General features: G+C 71.9%; 28 protein-coding genes. 23 read left to right on the top strand and 5 right to left on the bottom strand.

Features of this window, described 5'->3' with window-relative positions:
• Positions 1–2: 2 nt before the first annotated feature.
• The 15 genes from rplR to truA all read left to right on the top strand — a co-directional run bounded on the left by rplR (position 3) and on the right by truA (position 9,849).
• Complete coding sequence (gene rplR, locus K7472_RS03000; RefSeq protein WP_109451321.1) at positions 3–386, top strand: 50S ribosomal protein L18; 384 nt, start codon at positions 3–5, stop codon at positions 384–386.
• A 43-nt stretch (positions 387–429) separates the two neighbouring features.
• Positions 430–1,035 (top strand): 30S ribosomal protein S5, encoded by a 606-nt coding sequence (gene rpsE, locus K7472_RS03005; RefSeq protein ID WP_222973633.1) that lies wholly within the window; start codon positions 430–432, stop codon positions 1,033–1,035.
• Between the two features lie 2 nt (positions 1,036–1,037).
• Complete coding sequence (gene rpmD / locus K7472_RS03010; RefSeq protein WP_109451325.1) at positions 1,038–1,220, top strand: 50S ribosomal protein L30; 183 nt, start codon at positions 1,038–1,040, stop codon at positions 1,218–1,220.
• A gap of 1 nt (position 1,221) precedes the next feature.
• Positions 1,222–1,680 (top strand): 50S ribosomal protein L15, encoded by a 459-nt coding sequence (gene rplO, locus K7472_RS03015; RefSeq protein ID WP_109451327.1) that lies wholly within the window; start codon positions 1,222–1,224, stop codon positions 1,678–1,680.
• A 169-nt stretch (positions 1,681–1,849) separates the two neighbouring features.
• Positions 1,850–3,166, top strand: a complete 1,317-nt coding sequence (gene secY / locus K7472_RS03020) for a preprotein translocase subunit SecY (RefSeq protein WP_222973635.1) — start codon at positions 1,850–1,852, stop codon at positions 3,164–3,166.
• A complete protein-coding gene (locus K7472_RS03025; RefSeq protein WP_222973637.1) occupies positions 3,166–3,825 on the top strand; it encodes an adenylate kinase in 660 nt (219 codons plus the stop codon). Before secY ends, K7472_RS03025 begins: the two co-directional genes overlap by 1 nt.
• Positions 3,826–3,966: 141 nt before the next feature.
• The gene (gene map, locus K7472_RS03030) at positions 3,967–4,803 is read left to right on the top strand and encodes a type I methionyl aminopeptidase (RefSeq protein WP_222973638.1); all 837 of its coding nucleotides are present in this window, start codon (positions 3,967–3,969) and stop codon (positions 4,801–4,803) included.
• Positions 4,804–5,034: 231 nt separating this feature from the next.
• A complete protein-coding gene (gene infA / locus K7472_RS03035) occupies positions 5,035–5,256 on the top strand; it encodes a translation initiation factor IF-1 (RefSeq protein ID WP_003956442.1) in 222 nt (73 codons plus the stop codon).
• Positions 5,257–5,293: 37 nt separating this feature from the next.
• Complete coding sequence (gene rpmJ / locus K7472_RS03040; RefSeq protein ID WP_003956441.1) at positions 5,294–5,407, top strand: 50S ribosomal protein L36; 114 nt, start codon at positions 5,294–5,296, stop codon at positions 5,405–5,407.
• 194 nt (positions 5,408–5,601) lie between these two features.
• A complete protein-coding gene (gene rpsM, locus K7472_RS03045; RefSeq protein WP_222973639.1) occupies positions 5,602–5,982 on the top strand; it encodes a 30S ribosomal protein S13 in 381 nt (126 codons plus the stop codon).
• A gap of 66 nt (positions 5,983–6,048) precedes the next feature.
• Positions 6,049–6,453, top strand: a complete 405-nt coding sequence (gene rpsK / locus K7472_RS03050) for a 30S ribosomal protein S11 (protein WP_003948617.1) — start codon at positions 6,049–6,051, stop codon at positions 6,451–6,453.
• A 27-nt stretch (positions 6,454–6,480) separates the two neighbouring features.
• On the top strand, positions 6,481–7,107 hold the full coding sequence (gene rpsD / locus K7472_RS03055; RefSeq protein ID WP_222973640.1) for a 30S ribosomal protein S4: 627 nt from the start codon (positions 6,481–6,483) through the stop codon (positions 7,105–7,107).
• 110 nt (positions 7,108–7,217) lie between these two features.
• Positions 7,218–8,237, top strand: a complete 1,020-nt coding sequence (locus K7472_RS03060; protein WP_222973642.1) for a DNA-directed RNA polymerase subunit alpha — start codon at positions 7,218–7,220, stop codon at positions 8,235–8,237.
• Positions 8,238–8,447: 210 nt separating this feature from the next.
• Entirely contained in the window at positions 8,448–8,936 is a 489-nt protein-coding gene (gene rplQ / locus K7472_RS03065; protein ID WP_222973644.1) for a 50S ribosomal protein L17, read from the top strand.
• Between the two features lie 82 nt (positions 8,937–9,018).
• Entirely contained in the window at positions 9,019–9,849 is an 831-nt protein-coding gene (gene truA, locus K7472_RS03070; protein ID WP_222973646.1) for a tRNA pseudouridine(38-40) synthase TruA, read from the top strand.
• A gap of 23 nt (positions 9,850–9,872) precedes the next feature.
• On the opposite strand, the gene K7472_RS03075 is transcribed toward truA, so the two are convergent.
• On the bottom strand, positions 9,873–10,970 hold the full coding sequence (locus tag K7472_RS03075; protein WP_222973647.1) for a chromosomal replication initiator protein DnaA: 1,098 nt from the start codon (positions 10,968–10,970) through the stop codon (positions 9,873–9,875).
• A 163-nt stretch (positions 10,971–11,133) separates the two neighbouring features.
• Between K7472_RS03075 and K7472_RS03080 the strand changes: the two genes are divergently transcribed.
• The 5 genes from K7472_RS03080 (at position 11,134) to glmM (ending at position 16,813) form a co-directional block, all read left to right on the top strand.
• Positions 11,134–12,753, top strand: a complete 1,620-nt coding sequence (locus K7472_RS03080; protein WP_222973649.1) for an ABC-F family ATP-binding cassette domain-containing protein — start codon at positions 11,134–11,136, stop codon at positions 12,751–12,753.
• Positions 12,754–12,843: 90 nt separating this feature from the next.
• Positions 12,844–14,082, top strand: a complete 1,239-nt coding sequence (locus tag K7472_RS03085) for a glycosyltransferase family 87 protein (protein WP_308013745.1) — start codon at positions 12,844–12,846, stop codon at positions 14,080–14,082.
• A 227-nt stretch (positions 14,083–14,309) separates the two neighbouring features.
• A complete protein-coding gene (gene rplM / locus K7472_RS03090; protein WP_222973652.1) occupies positions 14,310–14,756 on the top strand; it encodes a 50S ribosomal protein L13 in 447 nt (148 codons plus the stop codon).
• Positions 14,757–14,798: 42 nt separating this feature from the next.
• The gene (rpsI, locus tag K7472_RS03095) at positions 14,799–15,311 is read left to right on the top strand and encodes a 30S ribosomal protein S9 (protein WP_222973653.1); all 513 of its coding nucleotides are present in this window, start codon (positions 14,799–14,801) and stop codon (positions 15,309–15,311) included.
• Between the two features lie 143 nt (positions 15,312–15,454).
• On the top strand, positions 15,455–16,813 hold the full coding sequence (glmM, locus tag K7472_RS03100) for a phosphoglucosamine mutase (protein ID WP_222973654.1): 1,359 nt from the start codon (positions 15,455–15,457) through the stop codon (positions 16,811–16,813).
• Between the two features lie 91 nt (positions 16,814–16,904).
• On the opposite strand, the gene coaA is transcribed toward glmM, so the two are convergent.
• The 4 genes from coaA to glmS form a co-directional block, all read right to left on the bottom strand.
• Positions 16,905–17,888: a type I pantothenate kinase gene (coaA, locus tag K7472_RS03105; protein WP_222973655.1), complete on the bottom strand. Its 984-nt coding sequence runs from the start codon at positions 17,886–17,888 to the stop codon at positions 16,905–16,907.
• A gap of 23 nt (positions 17,889–17,911) precedes the next feature.
• Positions 17,912–19,381, bottom strand: a complete 1,470-nt coding sequence (locus tag K7472_RS03110; RefSeq protein WP_222973657.1) for an NAD(P)H-hydrate dehydratase — start codon at positions 19,379–19,381, stop codon at positions 17,912–17,914.
• 89 nt (positions 19,382–19,470) lie between these two features.
• Complete coding sequence (locus K7472_RS03115) at positions 19,471–19,839, bottom strand: holo-ACP synthase (protein WP_222973659.1); 369 nt, start codon at positions 19,837–19,839, stop codon at positions 19,471–19,473.
• A gap of 7 nt (positions 19,840–19,846) precedes the next feature.
• Positions 19,847–21,694, bottom strand: a complete 1,848-nt coding sequence (glmS, locus tag K7472_RS03120) for a glutamine--fructose-6-phosphate transaminase (isomerizing) (protein ID WP_222973662.1) — start codon at positions 21,692–21,694, stop codon at positions 19,847–19,849.
• Positions 21,695–21,947: 253 nt separating this feature from the next.
• Between glmS and K7472_RS03125 the strand changes: the two genes are divergently transcribed.
• From K7472_RS03125 to K7472_RS03135, 3 genes are all read left to right on the top strand, one after another.
• Positions 21,948–22,979: a L,D-transpeptidase gene (locus K7472_RS03125; protein ID WP_222973663.1), complete on the top strand. Its 1,032-nt coding sequence runs from the start codon at positions 21,948–21,950 to the stop codon at positions 22,977–22,979.
• A 91-nt stretch (positions 22,980–23,070) separates the two neighbouring features.
• A complete protein-coding gene (alr, locus tag K7472_RS03130; protein ID WP_222973664.1) occupies positions 23,071–24,342 on the top strand; it encodes an alanine racemase in 1,272 nt (423 codons plus the stop codon).
• Complete coding sequence (locus K7472_RS03135; RefSeq protein WP_222973665.1) at positions 24,339–25,547, top strand: alpha/beta fold hydrolase; 1,209 nt, start codon at positions 24,339–24,341, stop codon at positions 25,545–25,547. Before alr ends, K7472_RS03135 begins: the two co-directional genes overlap by 4 nt.
• The last annotated feature ends 20 nt before the right edge of the window (positions 25,548–25,567 follow it).

The raw sequence follows: 25,567 nt of genomic DNA on the forward strand, positions 1-25,567 counted from the left end.
CCATGGCATACGGTGTCAAGATTGCCAAGGGCAACGCGTACAAGGGCGCCGCGCGCAAGCGTCGTCACATCCGCGTGCGCAAGCACGTGCACGGTTCCGTCGAGCGTCCGCGCCTCGTGGTGACCCGGTCCAACCGGGGCATCGTCGCGCAGGTCATCGACGACAACGCGGGTCACACGCTCGCCTCGGCCTCCACGCTGGACGCCTCCATCCGTGGTGGCGAGGGCGACAAGAGCGCCAAGGCGAAGCTGGTCGGCGCGCTCGTGGCCGAGCGTGCGAAGGCCGCGGGCATCGAGGCGGTCGTGTTCGACCGCGGTGGCAACCGGTACGCCGGTCGCATCGCCGCGCTGGCCGACGCCGCCCGCGAGGCCGGGCTCAAGTTCTGAGCCGCTCCGTAGCTAGCGGAAGCAACGAAGAGAGGTAATTCCAATGGCTGGACCCCAGCGCCGCGGAAGCGGTGCCGGTGGCGGCGAGCGGCGGGACCGGAAGGACCGGCGCGACGGCGGCGCCGCGGCTGAGAAGACCGCGTACGTCGAGCGCGTCGTCGCGATCAACCGCGTCGCCAAGGTTGTCAAGGGTGGTCGTCGTTTCAGCTTCACCGCGCTGGTCGTGGTGGGCGACGGTGACGGTCAGGTCGGTGTCGGCTACGGCAAGGCGAAGGAGGTGCCGGCCGCCATCGCCAAGGGTGTTGAGGAGGCCAAGAAGCACTTCTTCCGCGTCCCCCGTATCCAGGGCACCATCCCGCACCCGATCCAGGGCGAGAAGGCGGCCGGTGTCGTGCTGCTCAAGCCGGCGTCCCCCGGTACCGGTGTGATCGCCGGTGGCCCGGTGCGCGCCGTGCTCGAGTGCGCCGGCATCCACGACGTCCTCAGCAAGTCGCTCGGGTCGTCGAACCCGATCAACATCGTGCACGCCACGGTGGCCGCGCTCCAGGGCCTTCAGCGGCCCGAGGAGATCGCCGCCCGCCGCGGTCTGCCGCTGGAGGACGTGGCTCCCGCCGCTCTGCTGCGGGCGCGTGCAGGGGCGGGTGCGTAATCATGGCCCGTCTGAAGATCACGCAGACCAAGTCCTACATCGGTAGCAAGCAGAACCACCGTGACACCCTGCGTTCGCTCGGGCTCAAGCGCCTGCACGACGTGGTCGTCAAGGAGGACCGCCCGGAGATCCGCGGCATGGCGCACACCGTGCGTCACCTCGTCACGGTCGAGGAGGTGGACTGACATGTCGCAGGAATCCAAGCCGCTGAAGGTCCACAACCTCCGTCCGGCTCCCGGCGCCAAGACCGCCAAGACCCGCGTGGGTCGTGGTGAGGCGTCGAAGGGCAAGACGGCCGGTCGTGGCACCAAGGGCACCAAGGCCCGTTACCAGGTTCCGGAGCGCTTCGAGGGCGGGCAGATGCCCCTCCACATGCGTCTCCCGAAGCTGAAGGGCTTCAAGAACCCCGCCCACAAGCAGTTCCAGGTCGTCAACCTGGACAAGCTGGCCGAGCTCTACCCGCAGGGTGGCGAGGTCACGGTGGCCGACCTGGTCGCCAAGGGCGCCGTTCGCAAGAACGAGCTCGTCAAGGTGCTCGGCTCCGGCGAGGTCTCGGTGGCGCTGACGGTGACGGTCGACGCCGTCTCCGGCTCCGCCAAGGAGAAGATCGCCGCTGCCGGCGGTACCGTCACCGAGCTGCTGTAAGGCTCGTTGAGCTGTAGTACGGCCTACCGGGGGTGTCCCAGATTCGGGGCATCCCCGGTTGGTCATTCCTAGGGGTACTCCGTCGCCGGTAAGGTGGCGAGGACCGCATAACCAGCCACCCTCACGACCGACCCTTCCGCGCGACGCCGCGGGGGGCGCAGGAGGCACCGTGCTCACCGCGTTCGCCCGGGCGTTCAGGACGCCCGACCTGCGCAAGAAGCTGCTGTTCACCTTGGGCATCCTGGTGCTGTTCCGGCTCGGCGCGACCATCCCGATCCCCGGCGTGGACTACGCGAACGTCAACCAGTGCATCAAGGAAGCCGGCGGCAACGGCGGCCTCTTCGGCATGATCAACATGTTCAGCGGCGGCGCGCTGCTCCAGCTGACGATCTTCGCCCTCGGCATCATGCCGTACATCACGGCGAGCATCATCCTCCAGCTGCTGACCGTGGTCATCCCGCGTCTGGAAGCCCTCAAGAAGGAGGGCCAGGCCGGCACCACGAAGATCACCCAGTACACCCGGTACCTGACGCTGGCGCTCGCCATCCTCCAGGGCACCGGCCTGGTGGCCACCGCCCAGAGCGGCACGCTCTTCCGCACCTGCCAGGTCGGCAACCAGATCATCCCGGACACCTCGATCTTCCGCACCGCCGTCATGGTCATCACCATGACCGCCGGCACCGTGATGATCATGTGGCTCGGCGAGCTGATCACCGACCGCGGCATCGGCAACGGCATGTCGATCCTGATGTTCACCTCGATCGCGGCCGGCTTCCCCGGCTCGCTGTGGGCGATCAAGCAGTCCGGCAAGATCCTCGGCGGCTGGGGCGAGTTCTTCGGCGTGATCATCGTCGGCCTGGCCATCGTCTGCCTGGTGGTCTTCGTCGAGCAGGCGCAGCGGCGGGTGCCGGTGCAGTACGCGAAGCGCATGATCGGCCGCCGGTCCTACGGCGGGACCTCGACGTACATCCCGCTCAAGGTCAACCAGGCCGGTGTGATTCCCGTCATCTTCGCGTCGTCGCTGCTCTACATTCCGGCGCTGATCGTGCAGTTCAGCGGTAACACCACGTCCGGATGGGCCCAGTGGATCAGCACGAATCTCACCAAGGGTGACCACCCGGTCTACCTGGCCCTGTACTTCCTCCTGATTGTTTTCTTCGCCTTCTTCTACGTGGCCATTTCCTTCAACCCCGAAGAAGTTGCCGACAACATGAAGAAGTATGGTGGGTTCATCCCGGGCATCCGGGCGGGACGACCCACGGCGGAGTACCTGGGCTACGTGCTCAACCGGATCACCTGGCCGGGTTCGCTGTACCTGGGTCTGATCGCCCTTGTTCCCACGGTGGCGATCGCGCTGTTCAACGGGAGCCAGAACTTCCCGTTCGGCGGCACGAGCATTCTCATCATCGTGGGCGTCGGTCTGGAGACCGTGAAGCAGATCGAGAGCCAGCTTCAGCAGCGTAACTACGAAGGGTTCCTCCGCTGATGAGAATCGTCCTCGTCGGGCCCCCTGGCGCGGGTAAGGGCACGCAGGCCCAGTACCTCGCCAAGAACCTGTCGATCCCGCACATCTCCACCGGGGATCTCTTCCGCAGCAACATCAGCCAGGGCACCGCCCTCGGCAGGAAGGCCCAGGAGTACACCAGCTCCGGGCGGCTGGTACCGGACGAGGTCACCATCGCGATGGCGAAGGACCGGCTGGAGGAGGCGGACGCCGCCGAGGGCTTCCTGCTGGACGGTTTCCCGCGCAACCTCGGCCAGGCCGAGGCGCTCGACGCCTACCTGCGGGACAAGGAGGTCACGCTCGACGGCGTGCTCGACCTGGAGGTCCCCGAGGACGAGGTCGTCAAGCGGATCGCCGGCCGCCGGCTGTGCCGCAAGGACGGCGCCCACGTCTACCACGTGAGCTACAACCCGCCGAAGACCGAGGGCGTCTGCGACGTGTGCGGCGGCGAGCTGTACCAGCGCGACGACGACACCGAGGACAAGGTGCGGGTGCGGCTGGAGGTCTACCACAGCGAGACCGAGCCGATCATCGACTACTACAAGGCGCAGGACCTGGTGGTCACGATCTCGGCGCTCGGCACGGTGGACGAGGTCACCCGCCGCGCGATGGAGGCCCTCGGCGCCGCCGAGTCGGTCTGACCCCGCCGCGCGCGGCCGCTCGCCGCGCGTGTGCCCGCAGTACGACGACGGCCGCGGTGCCCCTGGGGGCGCCGCGGCCGTACATTTGTGGGAACCGGCCCGCGGCCGCACCACTCACGAGACCAGGGAAGGCGCAACGCCATGGTGGAGATCAAGACCCCCGAGCAGATCGCGAAGATGCGCGAGGCGGGACTGGTCGTCGCCGCGATCCACCGGGCCTGCGGTGAGGCCGCCCAGCCGGGGACGTCCACCAAGGAGCTGGACGAGATCGCCGCGAAGGTGATCGCCGACCACGGTGCCAAGCCGAACTTCCTGGGTTACGGCGGCTTCCCCGGCAACATCTGCACCTCGGTCAACGAGGTCGTGGTGCACGGCATCCCGGACCGCGAGACCGTGCTGAAGTCCGGCGACATCATCTCGATCGACGCGGGCGCCATCGTCGACGGCTGGCACGGCGACGCGGCCTTCACCGCGTTCGTCGGCTCCGGGCACGCGCCCGAGGTGGTCGAGCTGAGCCGGGTCACCGAGGAGTCGATGTGGGCGGGCATCGCCGCGTTCCGCAACGGTGACCGGCTGGTCGACATCTCCAAGGCCATCGAGAACTACATCCGCCGCCAGCCGCGTCCGGCGACCGGCAAGTACGGGATCATCGAGGACTACGGCGGCCACGGCATCGGCACCCAGATGCACATGGACCCGCACCTGCTCAACTACGTCTCCCGCAAGCGCGGCCGCGGCCCCAAGCTGGTGCCGGGCATGTGCCTGGCGATCGAGCCGATGGTCTCCCTGGGCACCCCCCGCACCCACGTGCTGGAGGACGAGTGGACGGTGCTCACCGACGACGGCACCTGGGCCTGTCACTGGGAGCACTCCATCGCGTTGACCGAGCGGGGTCCGCTGGTGCTCACCGCGCCGGACGGCGGCCGGGCGAAGCTCGCCGAGATGGGCATCGAGGCGGCGCCGGACCCGCTGGGCTGAGCCCGCGGGGGGCGCGCGAGAACGGGAGTGCGCCGGGCCGGACGCCCGGCACTTCCGCGTAACGATCTTGGAACCGGGGCAGGCTGCGGGGAACGACCCCGGATTAGTCTTTCCGGATGGGCTGACGTAGACTGACACGTCGGCTCACGTGTGTCCTCAGGCTTGCCTCTTTCCGGGCGGGTCCGCCGGGTGCCCGGGAGCCACCAAGGTAGCCGATCCCGAAAGCAGGACATGGCCAAGAAGCAAGGCGCCATCGAAATCGAGGGCACCGTGATCGAGTCTCTGCCGAACGCGATGTTCAAGGTGGAGCTGCAGAACGGTCACAAGGTCCTCGCGCACATCAGCGGCAAGATGCGTATGCACTACATCCGCATCCTCCCCGATGACCGGGTCGTGGTGGAGCTGTCTCCTTACGACCTGACGCGCGGACGGATCGTCTACCGCTACAAGTAGCAACGAGTAGATCTCACGACCCGGAGAACCTCATCCCATGAAGGTCAAGCCGAGCGTCAAGAAGATCTGCGACAAGTGCAAGGTGATCCGCCGTCACGGCCGGGTCATGGTCATCTGCGACAACCTGCGCCACAAGCAGCGCCAGGGCTGACGCACGACCCGCACCTCGCAGAACTTCGCGCGACGCAAGCAGCGACACGTACATACGCAGTCACCCGACCCCTCGCTCGGCGCGGGGACGACACCCCCGGTGGAGGCCGGGGACCCGGCTCGTAAGCCTTGGAACGAGTCTTACGGGAACGGTGCTGCGGAAGACCTCCGAACCAGTCACAGGAGCCAGTTTTCATGGCACGCATTTCCGGGGTGGACCTCCCGCGCGACAAGCGCGTCGAGGTCGCTCTGACCTACGTCTTCGGCATCGGTCGCACCCGTGCCCAGGAGACCCTGAAGAACACCGGCGTGAACCCGGACGTCCGCGTTCGCGACCTGGCCGAGGACGACCTCGTCAAGATCGGCAAGTGGGTCGACGAGAACTACACGACCGAGGGTGACCTCCGCCGTGAGGTTCAGGCCGACATCCGCCGCAAGGTCGAGATCGGCTGCTACCAGGGTCTGCGGCACCGCCGTGGTCTGCCGGTGCACGGTCAGCGCACCCACACCAACGCCCGCACCCGCAAGGGCCCGCGTCGCGCGATCGCCGGCAAGAAGAAGCCGGGCAAGAAGTAGTCCTCAGCGGACGCTCGTCAGCGGTCTTCGCTGTAGGACCGACCACCTCCCCACAGGAGATAAAGGATGCCCCCCAAGGGTCGTCAGGGCGCTGCCAAGAAGGTGCGCCGCAAGGAGAAGAAGAACGTCGCCCACGGGCACGCTCACATCAAGAGCACGTTCAACAACACCATCGTCTCGATCACCGACCCCACCGGGAACGTGATCTCCTGGGCCTCCGCCGGCCACGTCGGCTTCAAGGGCTCGCGCAAGTCCACTCCGTTCGCCGCGCAGATGGCCGCCGAGTCGGCCGCCCGCCGCGCGCAGGAGCACGGCATGCGCAAGGTCGACGTGTTCGTCAAGGGTCCCGGCTCCGGCCGTGAGACCGCGATCCGCTCCCTCCAGGCCACCGGCCTCGAGGTCGGTTCGATCCAGGACGTCACGCCGACTCCGCACAACGGCTGCCGCCCGCCCAAGCGCCGCCGCGTCTGACCAGCTGAAGTAGGAGACAACTAGACAATGGCGCGTTACACCGGGGCCGACTGCAAGCGATGCCGTCGGGAGAAGCAGAAGCTCTTCCTCAAGGGGAGCAAGTGCGAGAGCGCGAAGTGCCCGATCGAGATCCGTCCTTACCCCCCGGGTGAGCACGGACGCGGGCGCACCAAGGACAGCGAGTACCTGCTGCAGAAGCGCGAGAAGCAGAAGTGCGCGCGCATCTACGGTGTCCTTGAGAAGCAGTTCCGCGGGTACTACGAGGAGGCGAACAAGAAGACCGGCAAGACCGGTGAGAACCTTCTTCGCATCCTGGAGTCCCGTCTGGACAACGTGGTCTACCGGGCCGGCTTCGCCAAGTCCCGCGACCACGCCCGTCAGCTGGTCCGCCACGGTCACATCACCGTGAACGGCCGCAAGACGGACATCCCGTCGGCTCGGGTCGCCCCGAACGACATCGTGGAGGTCCGTTCCTCCTCGCGTCAGCTGACCCCGTTCGTGGTCGCTGCCGCCGAGGCGGGCGAGAAGACGGTGCCGGCGTGGCTGGAGTCCAACCCCGCCAAGCTCCGCATCCTCGTCCACTCGCTGCCCGAGCGCCAGGTGATCGACACCCAGGTGCAGGAGCAGCTGATCGTGGAGCTTTACTCCAAGTAAGGCTCGTGGGGCCGGGCGGTGCGGCGCGTTCGCGCCGTGCCGCCCGTACCCTTAGTCAGTACAGCGGACGTCAAATAGCGGGCGTCCTCGACTGAAGGATCTGAGAACACATGCTGATCGCTCAGCGTCCGTCGCTGACCGAAGAGGTCGTCGACGAGTACCGCTCCCGGTTCGTGATCGAGCCGCTGGAGCCCGGCTTCGGCTACACGCTCGGCAACTCCCTGCGTCGTACCCTCCTGTCCTCGATCCCCGGCGCGGCGGTCACGTCGATCCGGATCGACGGTGTCCTGCACGAGTTCACCACCGTGCCGGGCGTCAAGGAGGACGTCACCGACCTCATCCTCAACATCAAGCAGCTGGTCGTCTCCTCGGAGCACGACGAGCCGGTCGTGATGTACCTGCGCAAGCAGGGCCCCGGCCTGGTCACCGCCGCGGACATCGCGCCGCCGGCCGGTGTCGAGGTGCACAACCCGGACCTGGTCCTCGCCACCCTCAACGGCAAGGGCAAGCTGGAGATGGAGCTGACCGTCGAGCGCGGTCGCGGCTACGTCTCCGCCGTCCAGAACAAGCAGCAGGGCCAGGAGATCGGCCGTATCCCGGTCGACTCCATCTACAGCCCGGTGCTCAAGGTCACCTACAAGGTCGAGGCGACCCGTGTCGAGCAGCGCACCGACTTCGACAAGCTGATCGTCGACGTCGAGACCAAGCAGGCGATGCGGCCGCGTGACGCCATGGCGTCGGCGGGCAAGACCCTGGTCGAGCTGTTCGGCCTGGCGCGCGAGCTGAACGTCGACGCCGAGGGCATCGACATGGGCCCGTCCCCGACGGACGCCGCGCTCGCCGCCGATCTGGCGCTGCCGATCGAGGAGCTGGAGCTGACCGTCCGCTCCTACAACTGCCTCAAGCGCGAGGGCATCCACTCGGTGGGCGAGCTGGTGGCCCGCTCCGAGGCGGACCTGCTCGACATCCGCAACTTCGGTGCCAAGTCGATCGACGAGGTCAAGGCGAAGCTGGCCGGCATGGGCCTGGCGCTCAAGGACAGCCCGCCCGGATTCGACCCGACCGCCGCGGCGGACGCGTTCGGCGCGGACGACGACGACACGGGTTTCGTCGAGACCGAGCAGTACTGATCGCTCCGCGGGGGCTGGCGGGATTCCGGTTCCGCCGTTGTTCCGTGGGTCGTACGGGGACTGCGGGCCCGCTTCGGCTGGTCGCGCAGTTCCCCGCGCCCCTTGAGGGCGGGGCGTAGCCCCGCTCCTTAAAACTGCCCGTAGGCGGCCGCCTACGGGGTCCTGTCGTCGGTACCTGGTACGGCCGGCGCAGATTCAAGGAGAAACACCATGCCGAAGCCCACCAAGGGTGCCCGTCTGGGCGGCAGCGCCGCGCACGAGAAGCTGCTCCTGGCGAACCTCGCCAAGGCGCTCTTCGAGCACGGCCGCATCACCACCACCGAGGCGAAGGCTCGTCGGCTGCGTCCGTACGCCGAGAAGCTGATCACCAAGGCGAGGAAGGGCGACATCCACAACCGTCGCCTGGTGCTGCGCGACATCACCGACAAGGACGTGGTCTACACGCTCTTCTCGGAGATCGCCCCGCGGTACGAGAACCGTCCGGGTGGCTACACCCGTATCACCAAGATCGGTCCCCGTCGTGGCGACAACGCCCCGATGGCGGTCATCGAGCTGGTGGAGGCGCTGACCGTGGCCCAGCAGGCCACCGGTGAGGCCGAGGCCGCGACCAAGCGCGCGGTGAAGGAGGACGAGGCCAAGAAGGCCGAGGCCACCGAGGCTCCGGCGGTCGAGGCCGCCGAGGAGTCCGAGGACGCCTGAGCCTGACGGCTCGTCCGGGAGCGGGCCCGCACCCCAGGTCACTGGGGGCGGGCCCGTTCCGCGTGTGGGAGAGGATCTACGGGTGAGCGACGCACGGGTACGGGTACGGCTGGACCTGAGCTATGACGGCGAGGACTTCTCCGGGTGGGCCAAGCAGCGCACCCGGCGGACCGTCCAGGGCGAGCTGGAGTCGGCCATCACCACGGTGCTGCGGCTGCCGGAGCCGGTGGAGCTGACGGTGGCCGGGCGCACCGACGCCGGGGTGCACGCCCGCGGCCAGGTCGCGCACGTCGACCTGCCCGCCGAGGTGTGGGAGCGGGAGAGCGGCAGGCTGCTGCGCAGGCTCGCCGGCCGGCTGCCGTGGGACGTGCGGGTGTGGCGGGTGAGCGCGGCGCCTCCCGGGTTCGACGCGCGGTTCTCGGCGATCTGGCGGCGGTACGCGTACCGGGTCGGCGACCATCCCGGCGGCGTCGATCCGCTGCTGCGCGGGCACGTGCTCTGGCACGACCGGCCGGTGGACGTCGACCTGATGAACGAGGCGGCCCGGCTGCTGCTGGGGGAGCACGACTTCGCCGCGTACTGCAAGAAGCGCGAGGGCGCGACCACCATCCGCACCCTGCTGGAGCTGGGCTGGGAGCGGGACGCGGACGGGCTCGCGGTGGCGACCGTGCGGGCCGACGCCTTCTGCCACAACATGGTGCGGGCGCTGGTCGGCGCGATGCTGCTGGTCGGCGACGGGCACCGGCCGGTGGGCTTCCCCGGCGAGGTGCTGGCCGGAAAGGTGCGGCACTCCGCGGTCAACGTGGTGCGGCCGCACGGCCTGACCCTGGAGGAGGTGGGCTACCCGGCCGACGAGGAGCTGGCCGCGCGAGCGGTGGCGGCCCGCAACAGGCGGACTTTGCCCGGTTGTTGAGCAGTTCCCCGCGCCCCTGACTGCTAACCGCCCTCCGACTGCCCCTCGTCGCGCCCCCGCTGGACGATGCGGTTGAACGCGAAGGACGCGATGTCGTCGCCCGCCTGCCGTGCCGTGGTGTCCGTCGAGGTGACCGCGGAGCCGTTGGTGAAGCCGGAGATCGTGAAGTAGGCGTACCGGCCAACCGAGTTGGCGCTCGTGTGGCAGGCGGTGGCGTGGCAGAACGCGGGGACGCCCGCGCCGGACAGCGGGACGACGTAGCCGGTGAAGTCCGTCTTCGCCGTGTCCGCCTCGGCCTTGGTGTCGAAGACGGCCACGCCCACGGTGACCGCGACGCCGCCGCGTTCGTACGTCGCGCGCAGCATCTTGCGGCAGCCCTCGTCGGACAGCACGGTGCCCAGGCCCGCGGCGGCGTAGTCGGCGCACACCGCCGTGGAGTCGGTGGCGCCCTTGGCGTACGTCCGCCCGTCCATGACGAGTCGGGTGCCGGGGAAGAGCCCGTCCGGGGTGAGCGGCGCGGTGTCCTTCTTCGGGTCCGACAGGATCGCCAGCGGGTCCGGCGGGGGCGGCGGGGTGACGTCGGAGAAGCTGGGGGTCGGCTGGGGGCTGCTGGGCGCGGTGTCGGGGGCGGCGACCGGGTGCTTGTGGTGGCCGGTGACGACGACGGCGGTGGCCACGATCGCGGCGACCAGGGCGGCGGCCAGCACGCCGCCGGCCGCGAACAGCACCTTGCGGCGCCGTCCTTCCGCCTCGGTGCGCTCCGCCAGCGCCGACCAGTCGGGTTCGGCGCCCGGCCCGTGCGGCTGCTGGGGGAAGCCGCTGCGCGCGAGGTTGACGGCGGGCGGCGACCAGGCGGGCTGCTGCGGGGCGGCGGGGTCGGCGGGCGGGAAGCCGTAACCGGACGGCTGGGCGGGCGGGTACCCGTAGCCCTGCGGCGGCTGCGCGGGCGGGTAGCCGTATCCGGGGGACGAGGTGTCGGCGCGGAACGGCAGCGTGGGCTGGCGGGGGTTGGGCCGCCTCGGCTGCTCCCCGGCGCCGGGTGAGCCCTGCGGCGGCTGGGCCTGTTCCGGCGATCCGGGCGTTTCCTGGGGCGTGTTCGGCTGCTGCGGCCCATCCGTCATGGCGCGATCCTATTGGAGGCCCAACGTCGCCTCCATGGCCCGTACGACCACCCCGCAGCCGCTCCGCGGTCACCCCGGAGTCACCCCGCAGCCGCTCCGGGCCGCTTTCCCGTACCGCTGAAAATCTGTTGGGCGGCGGAGGGCGCGGGGTGAGAATCCAGCCATGGGACACCTCGAAGCGGCACACCTGGAGTACCTCCTGCCGGACGGCCGGGTGCTGCTCGGTGACGTCTCGTTCCGGGTCGGCGAGGGCGACCGGGTCGCGCTGGTGGGCGCCAACGGCGCGGGCAAGACCACGCTGCTGCGGCTGCTCGCGGGGGAGCTGACGCCGGACGGCGGCTCGGTGACGGTCAGCGGCGGGCTCGGCGTGATGCCGCAGTTCGTCGGCTCGGTGCGCGACGACCGCACCGTGCGCGACCTGCTGGTCTCCGTCGCCCGCCGCCGGGTGCGCGACGCGGCCCGCGCGGTCGACGCCGCCGAGCTGGACATCATGGCGCAGGACGACGAACCCGCCCAGCTCGCCTATGCCCAGGCGCTCGCCGACTGGGCGGAGGCCGGGGGCTACGAGGCCGAGACGCTGTGGGACATGTGCACGACGGCGGCGCTGGGCGTGCCGTACGAACGGGCCCAGTGGCGCGAGGTGCGCACCCTGTCCGGCGGCGAGCAGAAGCGGCTGGTGCTGGAGGCCCTGCTGCGCGGCACCGACCAGGTCCTGCTGCTCGACGAGCCGGACAACTACCTGGACGTGCCCGGCAAGCGCTGGCTGGAGGAGCAGCTGCGGGCGACCCGCAAGACGGTGCTGTTCGTCAGTCACGACCGGGAACTGCTGGCCCGCGCCGCCGACCGCGTCGTCAGCGTCGAGCCGGGCCCGGCGGGCAGCGACGTGTGGACGCACGGCGGCGGCTTCGCCACCTACCACCAGGCCCGCAGGGAACGCTTCGCCCGCTTCGAGGAGTTGCGCAGGCGCTGGGACGAGCAGCACGCCAAGCTCAAGAGCCTGGTGCTGACGTACCGTCAGAAAGCCGCGTTCAACTCGGACATGGCCTCCCGGCTCCAGGCGGCCGTCACCCGGCTGGCGAAGTTCGAGGAGGCCGGGCCGCCGCAGGAGCCGCCGCGCGAGCAGGACATCAGGATGCGGCTGCGCGGCGGCCGCACCGGGCTGCGCGCCGTCACCTGCGAGGGCCTGGAGCTGACCGGCCTGATGAAGCCGTTCGACCTGGAGGTCTTCTACGGCGAGCGGGTCGCCGTCCTCGGCTCCAACGGCTCCGGCAAGTCGCACTTCCTGCGCCTGCTGGCGGGCGGCGAAGTCGCGCACACCGGGACCTGGCGGCTCGGCGCCCGCGTCGTGGCCGGCCACTTCGCGCAGACCGACGCCACGCCCGGTCTGGAGGGGCGCACCCTCGTCGACATCCTGTGGACCGAGCACGCCCGCGACCGGGGCCGGGCGATGAGCGCGCTGCGCCGCTACGAGCTGGAACGCCAGGGCGACCAGCGCTACGGCACCCTCTCCGGCGGCCAGCAGGCCCGCTTCCGCATCCTGCTGCTGGAGCTGGCGGGCTCCACCGCGCTGCTGCTGGACGAGCCCACCGACAACCTCGACCTGGAGAGCGCCGACGCCCTCCAGGCCGGGCTGGAGGCGTACGAGGGCACGGTGCTCGCGGTCACCCACGACCGCTGGTTCGCCCGCTCCTTCGACCGCTTCCTGGTCTTCGGCGCCGACGGCGTGGTCCGCGAGGCGCCGGAGCCGCTGTGGGACGAGGGCCGGGTGGAGCGCAGCAGGTAGCGCGACGGCGTGCGGGCGCGGGCGGCCACGCTTAGCATCCGGAGTGTGACTTGGGGTAAATCGGAAGAACTGGGTATAACGGGCTGGCTGGTGAGACCCGCCTCCTGGCAGGCGCGCGTCACCGCCGTCGTCCTGCTGCTCGCCTCGGTCTTCGAGGTCTACCGCCGCAGCGGCACCGACGGCTCCGACAACGCCTTCGTGGTCAAGGCCGCCAGTACCTTCCTGCACGGCGGCTCGCCTTATTCCGACCGCCGCTTCCTCTATCTGCCCAGCAGCGTGCTGGCCGCCGTGCCGGAGGCGCTGCTGCCGCACTGGATGCTGCGCCCCCTGGTCCCGACCCTCACCGCGGGCCTGGTGGTGGCCGGCTGGTTCCTCGCCCTGCGAATCTTCGACGTCCCCTGGCGCAGCCGGCTGGCCACGCTGGTCGCGGGCGGCCTCGCGTTCTTCGCCCCGTTCCGCAGCCTGGTCGCGCTCGGCAACTGGACCGCCGCCAGCGCCGCCGCGCTGCCGCTGGCGCTGCTGCTGATGTCCCGCTCGCGCTGGTCGGCCGCCGGGGTGGTGATCGGGGCCGCGGTCGCGGTCAAGCCGATGCTGGTGCCGCTGGCGCTGCTGTTCCTGTTCGCCCGGCGGCCGCGCGCCCTCGCGCTCGCCGTGGGCGTCCCGGTCGCGCTCTCCCTGCCCGCGGCGCTGGTCATGCCCAACCCCACCTTCTTCTTCACCCGCACCCTGCCGTTCCTGCTGCACGGGCAGGACGCGTTCGCCCGGCCCTTCGACGCCTCGCTGGTGGCCGTGCTGCCGCGGATCGGCGTGCCGGTGGACGTCGCCGCGGCGCTCGCGGCGGGCGCGGCGGCGGCCGGGGTGTGGTGCGCCTGGCGGCGCTGGAACGGTGCGGTCGGCGCCGGGGCCCTGGAACGCGGGCGGCCCGAGGTGCCCGGCTGGTGGTCGGGGGCCGGGCGGGCGTGCGTGGCGGAGCGGCTGCGGCTGGTGGAGACCGCCGCGATGCTGATGCTCGCCACCTTCCTGGTCTCCCGGCCCGCCTTCGACCACTACAGCCTCGTGGTGCTGCCGGTGCTGCTCGCGTCGGCCGTGGTGCCGGGCTCGGTGCCCCGGCAGGCGTGGTTCTGGATCGCGCTGGTGCCGCAGGTCCCGGTGATCGACTGGCCGTTCCTGCTGCCCGACACCCGGCGCGCCTTCAAGGACGCGGCGATGCTGGGCGGGCTGGCGGCGCTGCTGGCCTGGCGGTGCGGGAGGGCCCGGCGGGTGCTGGTGCCCGAGCAGGGCGGCGCGGCGGGACCACCGCGTCCGGCGGGCTCCCGGGCGGCGCTGTAGCGCCCGTTTCCGGACGCGTTTTGACCCGTACGGCGCCGGGCGGGTATTCTGCCAGTTCGTTATGCGTATTGGCTTGCTCGTTCTCACGTGAGAGGCCGTTACGCCGGTTCACCGGGCCGATGACCAGCGATGACACGGGTTGCGTCACCCGTCTGTCGTCAGGGCTGTCGTGATCGTCCGGGTGGCCTTGTCAGTACCCACTCACTGAAGAAGCGAAGGCTACGACCGTGCGTACGTACAGCCCCAAGCCCGGCGATGTCCAGCGCCAGTGGCACGTCATCGACGCGCAGGACGTGGTCCTGGGCCGTCTGGCGTCCCAGGCAGCGTCCCTCCTGAGGGGCAAGCACAAGCCGGTGTACGCGCCTCACGTTGACACCGGTGACTTCGTCATCATCATCAACGCCGACAAGGTGCACCTGTCCGGCAACAAGCGGACCCAGAAGATGGCCTACCGCCACTCCGGCTACCCGGGTGGTCTGCGCTCCGTCCGCTACGACGAGCTGATGGAGAAGGCCCCGGAGAAGGCCGTCGAGAAGGCCGTCAAGGGCATGCTCCCCAAGAACACGCTGGGCCGCCAGATGCTCTCGAAGCTGAAGGTCTACGCGGGCTCCGAGCACCCGCACGCCGCTCAGCAGCCCGTCCCGTTCGAGATCACGCAGGTTTCGCAGGGCTAGTCCCGGCCACCGGCTACCAGCAGAAAGCATCTGAGGAGAATCGTGGCTGAGACCACCCCTGAGGCCCCGCTCGCCGAGGACGGCGAGATCACCGAGTACACCAGCGAGTCCACCGAGGCCCCGCAGGAGTACACCTCCGAGTCGCTCGCGGGCCGTTTCGGCGACCCGCAGCCGGCTGCCGGCACCGGCCGCCGCAAGCGCTCGGTCGCCCGTGTCCGCATCGTCCCGGGCACCGGCAAGTGGAAGATCAACGGTCGCACCCTTGAGGAGTACTTCCCCAACAAGGTGCACCAGCAGGAAGTCAACGAGCCGTTCAAGATCCTTGAGCTCGACGGCCGTTACGACGTCATCGCCCGCATCGCCGGCGGCGGCATCTCCGGCCAGGCCGGTGCGCTGCGCCTGGGCGTCGCCCGTTCGCTGAACGAGGCCGACGTCGACAACAACCGCGCGGTGCTGAAGAAGGCGGGCTTCCTGACCCGCGACGCTCGCGAGATCGAGCGGAAGAAGGCCGGTCTGAAGAAGGCCCGCAAGGCCCCGCAGTACAGCAAGCGCTAAATCCCGCTTGTCGCAACGCCCCGGAGGCACGTCGTGCGCCTCCGGGGCGTTCGCTTACCGTGTACGGTCTGCGCGGACCGCGCGGGATCGGGCCGTACGGTGGCCGTACGGGGCCACCCCATCGTCATCTCGGAGGAACCACAGTGGGACGACTCTTCGGTACGGACGGGGTACGCGGTGTCGCGAACGCGGACCTCACCGCCGAGCTGGCACTCGGCCTGTCGGTCGCCGCGGCGCACGTGCTCGGTGAGGCAGGCACCTTCGAGGGCCATCGCCCGACCGCCGTCGTGGGCCGCGACCCCCGCGCCTCCGGGGAGTTCCTGGAGGCCGCCGTGGTGGCGGGCCTGGCCAGCGCCGGAGTCGACGTCCTGCGGGTCGGCGTGCTGCCCACCCCCGCGGTCGCCTACCTGACCGGTGCGCTCGGCGCCGACCTGGGCGTCATGCTCTCCGCCAGCCACAACCCGATGCCGGACAACGGCATCAAGTTCTTCGCCCGCGGCGGTCACAAGCTCGCCGACGAGCTGGAGGACCGCATCGAGGAGACCTACCGCGGTCACGCCTCCGGTGAGCCGTGGGACCGCCCGACCGGCGCCGGGGTGGGCCGGGTCCGCGACTACACCCAGGGCTTCGACAACTACGTCGCCCACCTCGTCGGCGTCCTGCCCAACCGGCTCGACGGCCTGAAGGTCGTCATCGACGCCGCGCACGGCGCCGCCTCCCGCGTCTCGCCCGAGGCCTTCGCCCGCGCGGGCGCCGAGGTCGTCACCCTCGGCACCAAGCCGGACGGCCTCAACATCAACGACGAGTGCGGCTCGACGCACCTGGACAAGCTGCGCGCCGCCGTCGTCGAGCACGGCGCCCACCTCGGCGTGGCCCACGACGGCGACGCCGACCGCTGCCTCGCGGTGGACGCCTCCGGTGCCGAGGTGGACGGCGACCAGATCCTCGCCGTGCTCGCGCTCGCGATGCGCGAGGCGGGCGGACTGCGGGAGAACACCGTGGTCGCCACCGTCATGTCCAACCTGGGCTTCAAGCTCGCCATGGAGCGCGAAGGCATCCGGCTGATCCAGACCGCCGTCGGCGACCGCTACGTGCTGGAGTCGATGAAGGACAACGGCTACGCCCTCGGCGGCGAGCAGTCCGGCCACGTCATCGTGCTGGACCACGCCACCACCGGCGACGGCACCCTCACCGGCCTGCTGCTCGCCGCCCGGGTCGCCGCCACCGGCCGCTCCCTGGCGGAGCTGGCCGCCGTGATGGAGCGGCTGCCGCAGGTGCTGGTCAACGTCCCCGACGTGGACAGGTCCCGGGTCGGCTCCGAGGCCGAGCTGCGCCGCGCGGTCGAGGAGGCCGAACGCGAGCTGGGCGCCACCGGCCGCGTCCTGCTGCGCCCCTCGGGCACCGAGCCGCTGGTGCGCGTCATGGTCGAGGCCGCCGACATCGACCACGCCCGGTCGGTCGCCGGACGGCTCGCGGACGTCGTCAAGCGCACCCTGGGCTGACCGGCCGGGGCGGGCGCCGCGCCGGGACCGGCGCGGCGCTCACAGCTTGACGCAAGCAGCGCTCACAGCTCGCGCGGCGACAGCCGGGCGCTCACAGCTTGCGCAGGGAGAGCCGCTGGACCTTGTGGTCCGGGCCCTTGCGCAGCACCAGCGTGGCGCGGCCGCGCGTCGGCGCCACGTTCTGCTCCAGGTTCGGGCGGTTGATCGTCCGCCACAGCATCCGCGCGTAGTCCAGCGCCTCGTCCTCGGAGACCTGCGTGTACCTGCGGAAGTACGACGAGGGGTCCTGGAACGCGGTCTCGCGCAGCATCCGGAAGCGGCTGAGGTACCAGCGTTCGATGTCCTCGCCGCGCGCGTCCACGTAGACGCTGAAGTCGAAGTAGTCGGCGAGGCCGACCCGGGTGCGGCCGTCCTTGCCGGGCAGCGCGGGCTGGAGCACGTTGAGGCCCTCGACGATGAGGATGTCGGGCCTGCGCACCACCAGCCGCTCGTCGGGCACGATGTCGTAGATCAGGTGCGAGTACACCGGCGCGGTGACCTCGTCCTTGCCGGCCTTGACGTCGGCGACGAACCGGGTGAGCGCCCGGCGGTCGTAGGACTCCGGGAAGCCCTTGCGGGACATCAGGCCGCGCCGCGCCAGCTCCGCGTTGGGCAGCAGGAAGCCGTCGGTGGTGACCAGCTCCACCCGGGGGTGCTCGGGCCAGCGGGCCAGCAGGGCCTGAAGGACGCGGGCGGTGGTGGACTTGCCCACCGCGACGCTGCCCGCGACCCCGATCACGAACGGGGTGCCGGACTGGGCGCCGTGCCCGTTGCCCGCGTCGAGGAAGGTGTTGAGCGCCCCGCGCAGGCCCATGGTGGCGCCGACGTAGAGGTTGAGCAGCCGGGACAGCGGCAGGTAGACGTCGCGCACCTCGTCAAGGTCCATCAGGTCGCCGAGACCGCGCAGCCCCTCGACCTCCTCGGCGCTCAGCGTCAACGGCGTCCGCTCACGCAGCGCGCTCCACTCGGCCCGGGTCAGATCCACGTAGGGGGTCGCCTCGCGGCGGCGCTCACTCGTCAGGGACACGTCGTCCATTGTGCTGCGCCGTTACGCGGCGTTCACGTTCGGGGCAGTGCGTCGTTCGTCACGGAATCCATGATCGAGGCGCGCACCAGCGGTACGCGATCGGCCAGTTCGTGGGCGCCGAACGGCGGCGGCAGGTCGCGCCCGGCCAGCCCGTGCAGGTACGCGCCGACGGAGGCGGCATCCTGCGCGGACAGCCCGGCGGCCAGCAGCGAACCGGTCAGCCCGGACAGCACGTCGCCGCTGCCCGCGGTCGACAGCCAGGCCGAACCGGTCGGGTTGACCCTTACCGCGGCCCCGTCCGGCCCGGCGACCAGCGTGGTGGAGCCCTTCAGCAGCGCGGTCGCCCGGAACTCCTCGGCCAGCCGCCGCACCTGCGCCAGCCGGGCGCCCTCGACGTCCCCGCGGTCGGCGTCCAGCAGCGCGGCGGCCTCGCCCGCGTGCGGGGTCAGCACGGTCCCGGCGCGGCGGGCGCGCACCGCCTCGCGGTCGGCCAGCCGCAGCGCGTCGGCGTCGATGAGGACGGGCACGTCGGCGGCGACGACCTCGGCGACCGCCTGCCGGGCCCGGGAGTCGTCGCCGAGGCCGGGGCCGATCACCCAGGCCTGCACCCGTCCGGCCTTCGCGGGCGGCCCGGCGCTCACCAGCGTCTCGGGGAAACGGGCGATCACCGCGTCGGCGCCCGGCCCCACGTAGCGCACGGCACCGGCGCCGCCGCGCAGCGCGCCGCCGACCGCGAGCACGGCCGCGCCCGGGTAGCGCTCTGACCCGGCGACGACGCCGACGACGCCGCGCCGGTACTTGTCGCTCTCGCCGGAGGGGGAGGGCAGCAGCGCGGCGACGTCCGCGTGCTGGAGCGCTTCGAGCGCGGGAGTCCGCGGCAGGTGCGGGCCGAGGCCGATGTCGGTGAAGCGCAGGGCGCCGACGTGTTCGGCGCCGGGGTCGATCAGCAGGCCCGGCTTGTACGCGCCGAAGGCCACGGTGACGTCGGCGCGCACCGCCTCGCCCGCCACCTCACCGGTGTCCGGGTCGATGCCGCTCGGCAGGTCCACGGCGACGACGGCCGCGCGGGCGCGGCGGGCCAGCTCCGCGAGCCGGGCGGCTTCCGGCCGCAGCCCGCCCTTGCCGCCGATGCCCACGATGCCGTCCAGCACGAGGTCGGCGCGGCCGATGACGGCGTCGGCGTCCTCGGGGGCGACGGTGCGGCCGCCGGCGGCGCGCAGGGCGGCGAGAGCGCCGGGGTGCGTGCGCTCGGGCGCGAGCTCGACGGCGACGGCCCCGGCCCCGCGCCGGGCCAGCGCGGCGGCGGCGTACAGCGCGTCGCCGCCGTTGTCCCCGCTCCCGGCGAGCACGACGACGCGTCGCCCGTAGACGCCGCCGAGCATGTCGGCGCAGGCGGTGGCCAGCCCGAAGGCGGCCCGCCGCATCAGGGCCCCGTCAGGCAGCGTGCCCATCAGCGCCCGCTCGGCGGCGCGCACGGTCTCGACGTCGTACCCACAGCGCATGCGCCGAGCGTAAGCCCAACTCCGGCCGGAGGCACGCCGATCGCCGCGGGGCGCACGCGACCCGCGGGCCCCGCGCGGGCCCGTCGCGGTCACCCCTCCGCGATCACCACCGCCGATGCCACGCCCGCGTCGTGGGAGAGGGAGACGTGCCAGGTGCGCACGCCCAGGGCCTCGGCTCTGGCGGCCACCGTGCCGCGGACTTCCAGGCGGGGGCGGCCGGAGTCCTCCGCGCACACCTCCGCGTCGGTCCACAGCAGGCCCGGGGGCGCGCCGAGGGCCTTGGCCAGGGCCTCCTTCGCGGCGAAGCGGGCGGCGAGCGAGGCCGCGCCGCGCCGCTCGCCGTCCGGGAGCCGCAGTTCCGCGGGGACGAAGAGGCGGTCCGCCAGGGCCGGGGTCCGCCGCAACGCCTCCTCGAAGCGGGCGATTTCGGCCACGTCGATGCCCACTCCGATGATCATGCCGCGCTCACTCCACCGTGACGGACTTCGCCAGGTTGCGCGGCTGGTCGACCTCGTTGCCGCGCGCGGTCGCCAGCTCGCAGGCGAAGACCTGGAGCGGAACGGTCGCCACCAGCGGCTGGAGCAGCGTCGGGGTGGCGGGGATGCGGATGAGGTGGTCGGCGTACGGGACGACCGCCTCGTCGCCCTCCTCGGCGATCACGATCGTGCGGGCGCCGCGGGCCCGGATCTCCTGGATGTTGGAGACGATCTTGTCGTGCAGCACCGAGCGCCCGCGCGGCGACGGCACCACCACGACGACCGGCAGGTCTTCCTCGATCAGGGCGATCGGGCCGTGCTTCAGCTCGCCGGCCGCGAAGCCCTCGGCGTGCATGTACGCCAGTTCCTTGAGCTTCAGCGCGCCCTCCAGGGCCACCGGGTAGCCCACGTGGCGGCCGAGGAAGAGCACCGTGTCCTTGTCCTTGAGGGACCGGGCCAGCTCGCGGACCGGCTCCATCGTCTCCAGGACCTGGTCGACCTGCTTGGAGATGTCGGACAGTTCGCGGATGACGGTGTAGATCTCGTCGCCCCACTTGGTGCCGCGTACCTGGCCGAGGTAGAGCGCCACCAGGTAGCAGGCGACCAGCTGGGTCAGGAACGCCTTGGTGGACGCCACCGCGACCTCGGGGCCCGCGTGGGTGTAGAGCACCGCGTCGGACTCGCGCGGGATGGTCGAGCCGTTGGTGTTGCAGATGGCCAGCACCTTCGAGCCCTGCTCACGGGCGTGGCGCAGCGCCATCAGGGTGTCCATCGTCTCGCCGGACTGGCTGATGGCGACCACCAGCGAGCGCTGGTCGAGGATCGGGTCGCGGTAGCGGAACTCGCTGGCGAGCTCCACCTCGCAGGGCACCCGCGTCCAGTGCTCGATCGCGTACTTGGCGATCATGCCCGCGTGGAACGCCGTGCCGCACGCCACGATGACGATCTTGTCGATCTCGCGCAGCGCCGACTGCTCGATGCGTACCTCGTCCAGCGTCAGGCGGCCGGAGCCGTCGATGCGGCCCAGCAGGGTGTCGGCGACCGCCTTGGGCTGCTCGGCGATCTCCTTGAGCATGAAGTAGTCGTAGCCGCCCTTCTCGGCGGCCGAGGCGTCCCAGTCCACGTGGTATTCGCGGAACGTGCCGGGCGCGCCGTGGAAGTCGGTGACGGTGACGCCTTCGCGGCGCAGCTCCACCACCTGGTCCTGGCCCAGCTCGATGGCCTCGCGGGTGTACGCGATGAACGCGGCGACGTCGGAGGCGAGGAAGGCCTCGCCGTCGCCGACGCCCACCACCAGCGGGGAGTTGCGGCGCGCGGCGACCACCACGTCGGGCGCGTCGGCGCTGACCGCGACGAGGGTGAAGGCGCCCTCCAGGCGGCGGCAGACCTGGCGCATCGCCTCGGCCAGGTCGCCGGCCGAGGAGTACGTCTCCGCCAGCAGGTGGGCGACGACCTCGGTGTCGGTCTCGGAGGTCAACGCGTGGCCGCGTTCGGCGAGTTCGGCGCGCAGGGCCGCGAAGTTCTCGATGATGCCGTTGTGCACGACGGCGACCCGGCCCGCGTTGTCGAGGTGCGGGTGGGCGTTGGCGTCGGTGGGGCCGCCGTGGGTGGCCCAGCGGGTGTGGCCGATGCCGGTGGTGCCGGACGGCAGCGGGCGCTCGGCCAGCTCCTTCTCCAGGTTGGCGAGCTTGCCGGCCTTCTTGGCCGAGGCCAGTCCACCATCGGCCAGGACGGCCACCCCGGCCGAGTCGTAGCCGCGGTACTCCAGCCGCTTCAGCCCGGCGATGACGACGTCGAGGGCGTTCTGGCCGCCCACGTATCCAACGATTCCGCACATGGGGGTCAGCTTAGGCGCACCTGCTGGGTACGGCTGCGTCGCGTGTTCGACGCCGGTGGCTCACGGCCTTGCTGACGGTACGTGGGATTGGTGGGCCTTGGTGGGCCTTTAGGGGGATTTGCGATCGGGCAAGGGAGTGGCCGCTGGACCGGGGGCCACGGGACGCGGGTCCGGTGCGGGCATGGCTGGTCCGTCCCGACGTTGCGCGGCCGCCTGCCGCGCACACCCTTGCCGGTTCCAGGAGGTCTTGGCCATGGCTGGTGTCACGAGAGCGAGAGGGCGGGCCGGACTGCTCGCGGCGGCGACGCTGCTGCCGGTGCTGCTCACCGGCGGGACCGCGTCGGCGGGCTCGGCGGCCGGCCCCGGTGCCCCCGGCGGAGCCGACCGCGCCGCGATCGGCTCGCCCAAGCACCGCCCCGACGAGGTCGTCGCCGACGACGTCGTACCGCTCGACCGCCTGGTGCCCGGCGAGCCGCTGCCCGCCGCCGCCCGCGACACTCCCGATCAGGGCCTGGCCCCCGGTGACCCCGCCCCCGCCCGCGGGCGCGCCGTCCCCGCGCCCGCGCAGGCCCGCGACGCCGCGCTCATCGAGTGGGTCCCCGCCGACGACGCCGCCGCGGTGCGCGCCGCCGCCGAGCCGTCGCCCGCCCCGCGCCCGGCGCGCCGCCCGTACTGCTCCGCGCACACCGGCCCGTACCAGACCGAGGTCGAACGCTTCCTCCACCTGTTCGCGGGCACCGGGCACGCCCGGCAGACCCCTGACGGCTGCTCCGCCATCCGGCGCTACCAGCGCGCCCACGCCATCCGGCCGGCGATCGGCTTCGCCGGACCGGTCACCTGGGGCTCGATGCTCGACGCCGGGCTCGCCGCCGAACTGGCCTCCAAGGCCCCGGCCAACCCGGACGCCGGCCACCACTGCCCGGTGGGCCGCTACCGCATCGCCTGCGTCGACCAGAACCGGCAGCTGATGTGGGTGCAGCAGGGCCGCCGCATCTTGTTCGGCCCGGTCCGGGTCCGCACCGGCAAGACGGGGATGCGCACCCGCGACGGGCTGTACCGCGTCTACTGGCGGCACGAGTACCACGTCTCGACGATCTACGGCACGCCCATGCCGTACAGCCAGTTCTTCGACGGCGGCGAGGCGTTCCACGGCATCTACGGCAGCCTGTACGCGCCGACCGGCTCCTACGGCTGCGTCAACCTGCGCGTGGCGGACGCCCGCAGGCTGTGGGGTGTGCTGCGCAAGGGCGACCGGGTGTACGTCTGGGGGCACAAGCCGCGCTGAACACCCCCGCCTCCCGCGGCCGTGCCCTCGCGCGCCGGGCGTAACCCACGCCACAGCCGATCGCCCGGCCGGGCCTGAGAGACTGTGCGGGATGGACGCAACGACAGCAGACACCACCGCCGCGCGGTCCGCCACGCCGTCGCGCGCCTGGGCCGAGATCGACCTCGCCGCCCTGCGCGGCAACGTCCGCGCGCTGCGCGAGCGTGCCGCCGGAGCCGCGCTGATGGCCGTCGTCAAGGCGGACGCCTACGGCCACGGTCTGCTGCCCTGCGCCCGCGCGGCCCGGCAGGCGGGCGCCGACTGGCTGGGCACCGCGACGCCCGAGGAGGCGCTCGCGCTGCGTGCCGCAGGCGTCGGCGGACCGGTGCTGTGCTGGCTGTGGACGCCCGGCGGCCCGTGGCGCGAGGCGATCGAGGCCGACGTGGACGTGTCGGTCAGCGGCATGTGGGCGCTGCGCGAGGTGACCGACGCCGCCCGGGCCGCGGGCCGCCCGGCACGCGTCCAGCTCAAGTCCGACACGGGCCTGGGCCGCAACGGCTGCCAGCCCGCCGACTGGCCCGAACTGACCGCCGCCGCGCGGGCCGCCGAGACCGAGGGCCTGATCCGGGTCACCGGCCTGTGGTCGCACTTCGCCTGCGCCGACGAACCGGGCCACCCGTCCGTCGCGGCCCAACTGACCGCGTTCCACGAGGCGTTGGCGACCGCCGAGGCGGCGGGCCTGCGCCCCGAGGTGCGCCACATGGCCAACTCGCCCGCCACTCTCACCCTTCCCGAGGCGTACTTCGACCTGGTGCGCACCGGCGTCGCGATGTACGGCATCTCGCCGGTCCCGCAGGTCGGCGGCCCGGCCGACTTCGGGCTGCGGCCGGTCATGACGCTCGCCGCGCACCTGGCGCACGTCAAGCGGGTCCCCGGCGGCCACGGCGTCAGCTACGGCCACAGTTACGTCACGCCCGGCGAGACCACCCTCGCGCTGGTCCCGCTGGGGTACGCCGACGGCATCCCCCGGCACGCCTCCGGGGCCGGTCCGGTGCTGGTCGCGGGCAAGCTGCGGACGGTGGCCGGACGGGTCGCGATGGACCAGTTCGTGGTGGACCTCGGCGGCGACAGCGCCCGGGTCGGCGAGCGGGCGGTGCTGTTCGGCACCGGCGAGCACGGGGAGCCGACCGCGGAGGACTGGGCGCGGGCGGCGGGCACCATCGCGTACGAGATCGTCACCCGCATCGGCGCCCGCGTCCCGCGGCTGTACCGCGACGACCCCGAGGGCGCGGGCGGCCCCGGAGGCGGCGGCGGGCCGGAGGGCCGGTCGGACGAACCGGTGGCCGGGACGGCTTACCCGCACCCCGAGCAGGGCAGGCGATGAGCGAGAGCGGCAGGACGGTCGGGCGGACCGCCGGTGTCCTGGGTGCCGCGATCGGTGTCGTCGCGGCGGGCGCGGCGGCGGGTGTCGCGATAGAACGGATGACCGTGGGACGTGGCATGCGGCGGAGGGCACGCCTCGCGCTCGACGCGGCGGGGCCCTACGGCACGCTCCGCGGCACCCCCGGCACGGCCCACGCCGAGGACGGCACCGAGCTGTACTACGAGGTCGAGGAGGCCGACGCCCCCGTGGGCGCGGTCGGCGAGCGGCGGCGCGGCGGGTGGTTCAAGCGCGGCACCGGGCCGCTGACCGTCGTCTTCTGCCACGGCTACTGCCTCAGCCAGGACTCCTGGCACTTCCAGCGCGCCGCGCTGCGCGGCGGGGTGCGGGCCGTCTACTGGGACCAGCGCAGCCACGGCCGCTCGGGCCGCGGGCGCGACCAGCTCGACGGCGAACCCGCCAGCATCGACCAGCTGGGCCGCGACCTGAAGGCGGTCATCGACGCGGCGGCGCCCGAGGGGCCGCTGGTGCTCGTCGGGCACTCGATGGGCGGCATGACGGTGATGGCCTTCGCCGAGCAGTACCCGGGGCTGCTGGCCGAGCGGGTCGCGGGCGTGTTCTTCGCCGGGACCTCGGCGGGCAAGCTGGCGGCGGTGACGCTGGGGCTGCCCGCGGTGGGTGCCAAGGCGTTCCGGGCGCTGGCGCCGGGCGTGCTGCGGGCGATGGGCGCGCAGGCCGCGCTGGTGGAGAAGGGCCGCAGGGCGACCGCCGACCTGTTCGCGGGCATCGTCAAGCGCTACTCGTTCGCCTCCGAGGTCGACCCGGCGGTCGCCCGGCTCGCCGAGCGGATGATCGAGGCGACCCCGATCGACGTGGTCGCCGAGTTCTACCCCGCGTTCACCCAGCACGAGAAGGCCGACTCGCTGGTCGCGCTGGACGGCCTCCCGGCGCTGGTGATGGCCGGGGACAAGGACCTGCTGACGCCCAGCGAGCACAGCGTGGCCATCGCGGAACGGCTGCCCGGCGCCGAACTCGTCGTCGTACCCGACGCCGGTCATCTCGTCATGCTGGAGTACCCGCAGATCGTCAACGCCAGGATGGCCGCGCTGCTGGCCCGCGCCGCGGAACGGGTCCGGGCGCCGCTGCCGGAGGCGGTCCGCGCGCTGGCCGACCCGGACGACCCGCAGGCCCAGGCGGCGGGGGCGTAGGACGGGGCGACCGGTCCCGG

Origin of the sequence: Streptantibioticus parmotrematis (assembly GCF_019890615.1) — a bacterium.
GTDB classification, from domain to species: Bacteria; Actinomycetota; Actinomycetes; order Streptomycetales; family Streptomycetaceae; genus Streptantibioticus_D; species Streptantibioticus_D parmotrematis.

What these genes read in the sequence shown, in the direction of transcription:
- rplR (WP_109451321.1), top strand. Translation starts at nt 3, where the DNA reads ATGGCATACGGTGTCAAGATTGCCAAGGGCAACGCGTACAAGGGCGCC.
- K7472_RS03080 (WP_222973649.1), top strand. Translation starts at nt 11,134, where the DNA reads ATGGGACACCTCGAAGCGGCACACCTGGAGTACCTCCTGCCGGACGGC.
- rpmD (WP_109451325.1), top strand. Translation starts at nt 1,038, where the DNA reads ATGGCCCGTCTGAAGATCACGCAGACCAAGTCCTACATCGGTAGCAAG.
- rpsE (WP_222973633.1), top strand. Translation starts at nt 430, where the DNA reads ATGGCTGGACCCCAGCGCCGCGGAAGCGGTGCCGGTGGCGGCGAGCGG.
- infA (WP_003956442.1), top strand. Translation starts at nt 5,035, where the DNA reads ATGGCCAAGAAGCAAGGCGCCATCGAAATCGAGGGCACCGTGATCGAG.
- map (WP_222973638.1), top strand. Translation starts at nt 3,967, where the DNA reads ATGGTGGAGATCAAGACCCCCGAGCAGATCGCGAAGATGCGCGAGGCG.
- K7472_RS03025 (WP_222973637.1), top strand. Translation starts at nt 3,166, where the DNA reads ATGAGAATCGTCCTCGTCGGGCCCCCTGGCGCGGGTAAGGGCACGCAG.
- rplQ (WP_222973644.1), top strand. Translation starts at nt 8,448, where the DNA reads ATGCCGAAGCCCACCAAGGGTGCCCGTCTGGGCGGCAGCGCCGCGCAC.
- rpmJ (WP_003956441.1), top strand. Translation starts at nt 5,294, where the DNA reads ATGAAGGTCAAGCCGAGCGTCAAGAAGATCTGCGACAAGTGCAAGGTG.
- rplO (WP_109451327.1), top strand. Translation starts at nt 1,222, where the DNA reads ATGTCGCAGGAATCCAAGCCGCTGAAGGTCCACAACCTCCGTCCGGCT.
- K7472_RS03125 (WP_222973663.1), top strand. Translation starts at nt 21,948, where the DNA reads ATGGCTGGTGTCACGAGAGCGAGAGGGCGGGCCGGACTGCTCGCGGCG.
- rpsK (WP_003948617.1), top strand. Translation starts at nt 6,049, where the DNA reads ATGCCCCCCAAGGGTCGTCAGGGCGCTGCCAAGAAGGTGCGCCGCAAG.
- K7472_RS03115 (WP_222973659.1), bottom strand. Translation starts at nt 19,839, where the DNA reads ATGATCATCGGAGTGGGCATCGACGTGGCCGAAATCGCCCGCTTCGAG.
- K7472_RS03110 (WP_222973657.1), bottom strand. Translation starts at nt 19,381, where the DNA reads ATGCGCTGTGGGTACGACGTCGAGACCGTGCGCGCCGCCGAGCGGGCG.
- K7472_RS03135 (WP_222973665.1), top strand. Translation starts at nt 24,339, where the DNA reads ATGAGCGAGAGCGGCAGGACGGTCGGGCGGACCGCCGGTGTCCTGGGT.
- alr (WP_222973664.1), top strand. Translation starts at nt 23,071, where the DNA reads ATGGACGCAACGACAGCAGACACCACCGCCGCGCGGTCCGCCACGCCG.
- K7472_RS03060 (WP_222973642.1), top strand. Translation starts at nt 7,218, where the DNA reads ATGCTGATCGCTCAGCGTCCGTCGCTGACCGAAGAGGTCGTCGACGAG.
- rpsD (WP_222973640.1), top strand. Translation starts at nt 6,481, where the DNA reads ATGGCGCGTTACACCGGGGCCGACTGCAAGCGATGCCGTCGGGAGAAG.
- coaA (WP_222973655.1), bottom strand. Translation starts at nt 17,888, where the DNA reads ATGGACGACGTGTCCCTGACGAGTGAGCGCCGCCGCGAGGCGACCCCC.
- rpsM (WP_222973639.1), top strand. Translation starts at nt 5,602, where the DNA reads ATGGCACGCATTTCCGGGGTGGACCTCCCGCGCGACAAGCGCGTCGAG.
- glmS (WP_222973662.1), bottom strand. Translation starts at nt 21,694, where the DNA reads ATGTGCGGAATCGTTGGATACGTGGGCGGCCAGAACGCCCTCGACGTC.
- K7472_RS03075 (WP_222973647.1), bottom strand. Translation starts at nt 10,970, where the DNA reads ATGACGGATGGGCCGCAGCAGCCGAACACGCCCCAGGAAACGCCCGGA.